Annotated in this window: 7 protein-coding genes; all 7 read right to left on the reverse strand. The window is 70.6% G+C overall.

The window, feature by feature from the left end:
- Positions 1 to 6: 6 nt before the first annotated feature.
- Positions 7 to 960, reverse strand: coding sequence for a DUF1559 family PulG-like putative transporter (locus tag ACTIGN_RS15875; RefSeq protein ID WP_439625523.1), 954 nt, complete (start codon positions 958 to 960; stop codon positions 7 to 9).
- A gap of 607 nt (positions 961 to 1,567) precedes the next feature.
- Positions 1,568 to 2,215 (reverse strand): hypothetical protein, encoded by a 648-nt coding sequence (locus ACTIGN_RS15880; RefSeq protein WP_439625525.1) that lies wholly within the window; start codon positions 2,213 to 2,215, stop codon positions 1,568 to 1,570.
- A 32-nt stretch (positions 2,216 to 2,247) separates the two neighbouring features.
- On the reverse strand, positions 2,248 to 2,640 hold the full coding sequence (locus ACTIGN_RS15885) for a hypothetical protein (protein WP_439625527.1): 393 nt from the start codon (positions 2,638 to 2,640) through the stop codon (positions 2,248 to 2,250).
- Positions 2,641 to 2,901: 261 nt separating this feature from the next.
- The gene (locus tag ACTIGN_RS15890; protein WP_439625529.1) at positions 2,902 to 3,837 is read right to left on the reverse strand and encodes a hypothetical protein; all 936 of its coding nucleotides are present in this window, start codon (positions 3,835 to 3,837) and stop codon (positions 2,902 to 2,904) included.
- Between the two features lie 79 nt (positions 3,838 to 3,916).
- Positions 3,917 to 4,219, reverse strand: coding sequence for a hypothetical protein (locus ACTIGN_RS15895; RefSeq protein ID WP_439625531.1), 303 nt, complete (start codon positions 4,217 to 4,219; stop codon positions 3,917 to 3,919).
- A 209-nt stretch (positions 4,220 to 4,428) separates the two neighbouring features.
- Entirely contained in the window at positions 4,429 to 4,644 is a 216-nt protein-coding gene (locus ACTIGN_RS15900; protein ID WP_439625533.1) for a hypothetical protein, read from the reverse strand.
- A partial coding sequence (locus tag ACTIGN_RS15905) for a hypothetical protein (RefSeq protein ID WP_439625535.1) occupies positions 4,641 to 5,549 on the reverse strand: 909 nt, incomplete at its 5' end. The genes ACTIGN_RS15900 and ACTIGN_RS15905, both read right to left, overlap by 4 nt.

Below are 5,549 nucleotides of genomic sequence, written 5' to 3' on the forward strand. Positions count from 1 at the left end.
GGACCATTAGTATTCCTCCGCAATCGGCTCGCCGCCCGCACGGGTCGAGAGGGTCTTCAGAGTTATCAAGGTCAGGTTGTTGGTGAGGAACCGCACGTGGCCGTCGGTGAAGACGAAGTTGGCCCCGCCGGCGTGGTCGCTGCCATAGCAGTGCTGGCGGTTCGATTCGATCGTGTAGCGGATACCGGGGTTGTCCGCGGCCTGCTGGATGAGCGCGGGAGTGAGCGTGTAGTTGATCTCGACGTCCGCGTTCATGTAGATGTAGTTCGTCACCCACACGCTCCCGACGTACGCGACCCCGACCGGCGACCCCTTCAACTGCGGGGTCGAGGCGAACGCGGAGTACGGGCCGAACTGCATCCAGTTCGGGTCGGTGTTGTCCTTCTCCCCGATCATGATCGTCGAGCTGGTGCCGTCGGTGAACGCCACGATTTCCCGGCGGGTGCTCTCGCAGCAGTCGTAGAACCCGCTGCTCAGCCCGTAGTTGGTGATCCCGATCCAGTTGGTGGAGGTCGCCATCGCGCCGCCGGCCGCGTCCGAGGGGCACGTGTACGTTTTCGGCGTCATGCAGATGACCGACGACTGGCCCCCGGCGCGGAGGGCGTTGTAGTCGTCCGCGGTCCCGTTGGTGCTCTCCGTGGTGGCGATCAGGTTGGCGTAGTTCCCGCCCTCGATGTAGGGCAGGAGCTTCATGTGGAACGACCAGTACGTGATCCCCTCGCCGTTGCGTTCGTTCACCGCGTTGTTGGGAAAGTACTTGTTGGCGTCGTGGAACGAGTGCATCGCCAGGCCGATTTGCTTGAGGTTGTTCTGGCACGTCATCCGGGCCGCGGCCTCGCGGACCTTCTGAACCGCGGGGAGCAACAGCCCGATGAGGATCGCAATGATGGCGATCACCACCAGTAACTCGATCAGGGTAAATGCGTGGCGGCTCCGCGTTCTCGAGGAGGAGTGGGGCACGGGTACTCCGACGGATGAAGGAAAGAGACGCGGTCGCGAGACTCGTCGCGGCTGCGTTGGGCGGGCAGAGGAGCCTTGGCAACTCGTGTTCCGCAAACTGCAGTGCGAGTGATTCCGGAGCGCAAGGCTCTTAAGAAATGAGGCGATACGAGATTGTAATGTGGCGATCCACGGCCCAGATTCGGGACCTCGTGGTGCCTCTTTCGTGTGCAACCCGACGCGGGCGATCGGTCCGACCTGCTGAATCCTTGGGAGTGTCGCGTTCCACGGCTTCCGCATGCAGGGTCGTGGTATGTCGCGTTCGCCCTCACGCGGTTGGAAGCGGCGGCGCGACGTGTTGAGGAAACGCGGGCCGCGATGGAACGGGCGGCGCGGGAACTGGCCGTGATCGAGGCCGTGTACGATGCGGTCGTGCGGCGGCGGTCGAAGGGCGAGCGGGCGGGCCGGTCGGGGGGCGGCGCCTGACGGGGTGGGGGCTGAGGGGTGGGTGTCTTCGTCCCTCGGAGGTGCATTTCCCGGCCGTCGCAGGTCGCGGGCGGGAACCCTGGTCCCGGCCGCCCCGGGTCAGGGTGGGCAGCGGCCGTGCCGGTGTCCGCCGGCCCGTGCCTCACCAGAACCAGCCCGGATCGACTTGTCCCGCCGGCCGCGTGGTGGGCAAGTCGTCGGCCGGTCCCGGGGTGGCCCTGAGTCGAACGATGCCACTGGCGGGCCGAACCTCGCCCGGGTTTACGCCCCGCGCGCCCCACCGTCGCAGCCACCACAGGTCGCCGCGGGACAGGCGGGCGAGGTTGGGCCTCAGCGCGGCGTGCGCGGCGGCGAGCAACTCAAGGGCCGACGCGGTCGACGGCGGGCCGCTGCTCGGGGTCGGCTCGGCGGCGGGGACGAACCACGGGCGTGGGTCGGCAGCGTAGCACGCGAGCCCGACCATGCGGCCCCACCAGCCCCACCGCGAGCCCGCGACCACGTCGGCGAGTGCGTTCCCGAGCGGAGACATTCCGGTCAACCGCTCGGCCAACGGGAGTGCCCGTGTCAACCAACCGTCCCCCGCGGCCCAAGCCTCAAGCCCGGCCCGCCACTCGCCGTGACCGCCGACCCGTGGCGACGGGGGGAGCGTGGGCGGGGCGGTGCCCGCGGCGAACCCGTCCACCCAAGCCCGCACCTCGTTCCGCCACTCCCGTGACGTGGTGTCGCCGATCGCGCCGACGCCGAGTTCCCGTTCGAGCCGTGACAGCGTCCCGCCCATCCGCTTCGCCATCTCCGCTCCTCCCCCGTGTGAAACGTCCGCCGTCAGCGCGACGGCCCCCGCTCGGCCGACGCCCGTTCGAGCCGTTCGAGCCGCTCGACGAGTTCCCCGTGTTCGCGGAGCCGGACCGCTTGCGTGAGCAACGCGACGGCCGCCTTCAACTTACTCCCGGCCTCTTCGTGGTCGAGGAGCCGGCGAAGCGTGTCGACCGCCTCGCCGATTGACCCCGTGACCTTGGTGAGTGCCTCTTCGACCAGCCCGGACCGGAGTTGAGCGACGCGGGCCGTGAACGTCGGGTCCGACGCCCAGCGCTCGGCGGTCCGGAGCTTCACGCCCGCGCGCTCCGCGGCCTCCCGAACGCTGAGCCCGCGTGCGACCTCAACCGCCAGGAGATTCCGCTTACCGTCCGCGACCCCGCCGCCACGCTGACCCGCCATTTCCCGCCCTCCGCTGTGCCGCCGTGAGGCTTTTAAGTATACGCCCGTTCGCTGGCCCGATTCGGCACCGTCCCGGCCCGAACGGCACCACGGGAGGGGTCCACCGCAGGCCCGCCCCGTTCGGCGATCCTGAGGCAACTGGCGAGGTGACGCGGACCATATGGTCGGCGGCCCCGGTCCGGTTCGGGGCGGAGGGCACCCCGCCGGCAACATGCCGGCGGGGCTCGCGAGCGTGTACCTTCGACCGCACCCGCGACTGCGTCAGCCGGCCGCCACTGGCGCGAGGACGCCGGCGTCAATCAGCGGTTGTGCCCCCGGCCACCCGTCCAGGATCGCACCGGCCTTGAAGGAGACCGGTCCGGTCGTTGACCCCTGTAGCGTGAACGCCCGCACCGCCCGGAGCTGGCCGGGCTTGGCGAATGCGTCGGGCACCACCGCGGCCGGGACCACAGCACCGTTGGCCACCGTGTCACCGGGTGCGAGTCGCTCGGTGCCCTTCGACCCGTGGAAGCTCGTCGTCGGACCGGTCCGGTTCGGGGCGGCCGGCGGGGCGGGCGGGGGCGCGGCGGTCCCGATGCCGATCTCGCGCAGGACCACGGCGGCGGTGGCGTCCGCCCGACTCGCCACACGGGCCACGGCGTGCGCGGCCAGGAACCGCACGGCCGTCGCCGAAGCCCCGTCGGCGACGGCCTTTTCAGCGGCGGTCAACTCGCGGTTGGCCTCCCCTTCGGCCTTGAGCAACTCGGCGGCAACCGCGGCCCGGGTCTCGGCCTCCGCGGCCCGCTCGGCGGTCGCGAGGTCCGCCGCCAAGCCCGGCGTGCGCTCCTGGATGCGGCGGAGGCGCTGAACGCACGCCTCCTCCTCGGCCTTGAGCCGCTCCCATCGGTCCCAGGTGCTCGTGTCCTTGACCGAGTCGCTCAGCTTGCAGGCGAGGTCGCCGGCCGCGGCGCGGACTTCGGCAATCAGCCGGTCGTTCGCTTCGACGCGGCCCCGGGCGGCGGCAACCGCCCCGGCCAGTTCGCCGCTGCCGGCCCGGTCCCGCACGGCCCGCAGGCGGTCGTACAGGGCCTGCACGGCACGGCCGGTGTGGTCGCTGAGCGCCTTGTAGTCGTCCGGGGTGGCGGTCGCCACCGCGAGGTTGACCCCCTGGCCGTTCTCCAGCGGCGTGATGGTCTGAATGGCGAGCGTTACGTTCACGGTGCGGTTCCTTGGTTCGGGTGGTGTCGGGGTCTGACCAAATGGTCCGGGCGGCGGGCCGCCGGACCACGCGGCGGGTTCACTTCGACTTCGCGTTGAGGCGGCGGAGTGCCTCTTGCCCAACTGGGTCGCCACTGAGGACGCGGGCCATGCGTGCGGCCTTCGCGGTCATCTGGGCGCGGACCAGCCGGGCCGCAACCCCTTGTCGGTCCGCGAACGGGAGGGCGGGTCCGGTGGCGTACTGGGGGTCGACCGGGTTCGGCCGCGTGGGCGGGTGGGCCTTGGCCTGCGCGTACGAGACGATGGCCGCGATCACGCCGTCCGGGGTGTTCCAGCGGAGGCGGGTCGTGTCGAACCCCATCGCCTTCAGAGTTTCGATCATCGCCCACCGGTCAGCCGTCCCGGGCCGCGTCCCGTCTGTGTACCGGCTCGCCTCGGTGGTTCCTGGTGGGTAGCAAGCCGGCGCGTAAAAACCGTTCGCCCCGAGTCGCTCGGAGACCGCCCCATACTTCGCAGACATGTTCAGTCACCTCTCGTTGGTGTCGGGCTCGTGATCGGCCGGCGTCGCCCGTTCGCCGGCCGTGGTCCGGGTCAGCGGGCGGGGGTCGCGGCCGGCCGCTTCTCGCCGATGAACCATTGCCCGCCGCGGTACCCGCACGTCTCCATCAGGTCGAGTGCGGCGGCGGTGTCGTGTGCCCGGCCCACGCGGGTCCAGCGGCCCCGGCCGGTCGGCCTGTACCACAGGGCGGTCGGGCGCGAGCCCATGCCGATCACGTCCAGCAGCGTCGGGGCAGGTGCCTTGGTCACGGCCGCACCCCCATTTCGCGTACACGGAAACTCGTCGCCATGCGGCTCGTCGCCGAGGGCACCCCCGCCGAAACCACTTCGAGGAAGCCGCCGTCCGTGAGCCCCTTGAGCATCCGGGCGGCGGTCCTGAACGGAATGTCCGTCGAGGCCGCCGCGTCCCGCACGCTCAGGAAGAACACCCCGTCGGGTGCGGCCGCCGCGAGCCCGACGCACACCCGCTTGAGTCGGTCGCACCGGTCGCCGCCCTCCTCCTGGGCCTCGTCCGCCGCTTGACGCATGAGCAGCTTCGGCCGCGACTGCGAGGTCGGCACCCTCACGGCCTCCCAATCCCGCCGGAAGTCGCTCAGGGTCGCCGCGAACGCCCTGGTCCCGAGGACCGGCAGGGCCAGTGACCACCACACCCGCACGGCGTCGTACCGGAGCTGCGCGTCGCCGGCGGGCACGCAGTCGCGGAGGGCGCGGGCGAGTGCGAGGAGCTTGTGGTTGCGTTGCCCGGCGCGGGCGGGCGACGTCCGCAGGACGCACTCCCGGACGTCGGCCGGAAGGTCGGTCAGGGCTGGAGTCTGGGAAGTGGCACACATGTCATTGTTGGTTTTTGTTCTGTGTAAGTTCTGGGGCCTTTCGCCCTTGGACCGGGGGTCGTGCGGGGCTGGTGTCGCCCGCAGGAAGCCGGCCGCTTCGGGGTCGATGCGCGGGAACTCGGAGACCCCGAGCGGCGGCCCGTTCAGCCACCGGTACACAATCCCCGACGGGTGGGCGGACGGCGGGCACACGACGTAGTGCTTGTTGTTGCCGATCACTTCGCCGTCGGGGAGCTTCGCGTACACCTCGGTCGCGTGTCTGGTGTACACGTAGGGCTTACGCACTATGCGTGGAGAGTCCTTGGAGTACTTGAACCAAGTACT

The sequence above is a fragment of the Gemmata sp. genome (assembly GCF_051859125.1).
Classification (GTDB): domain Bacteria; phylum Planctomycetota; class Planctomycetia; order Gemmatales; family Gemmataceae; genus Gemmata.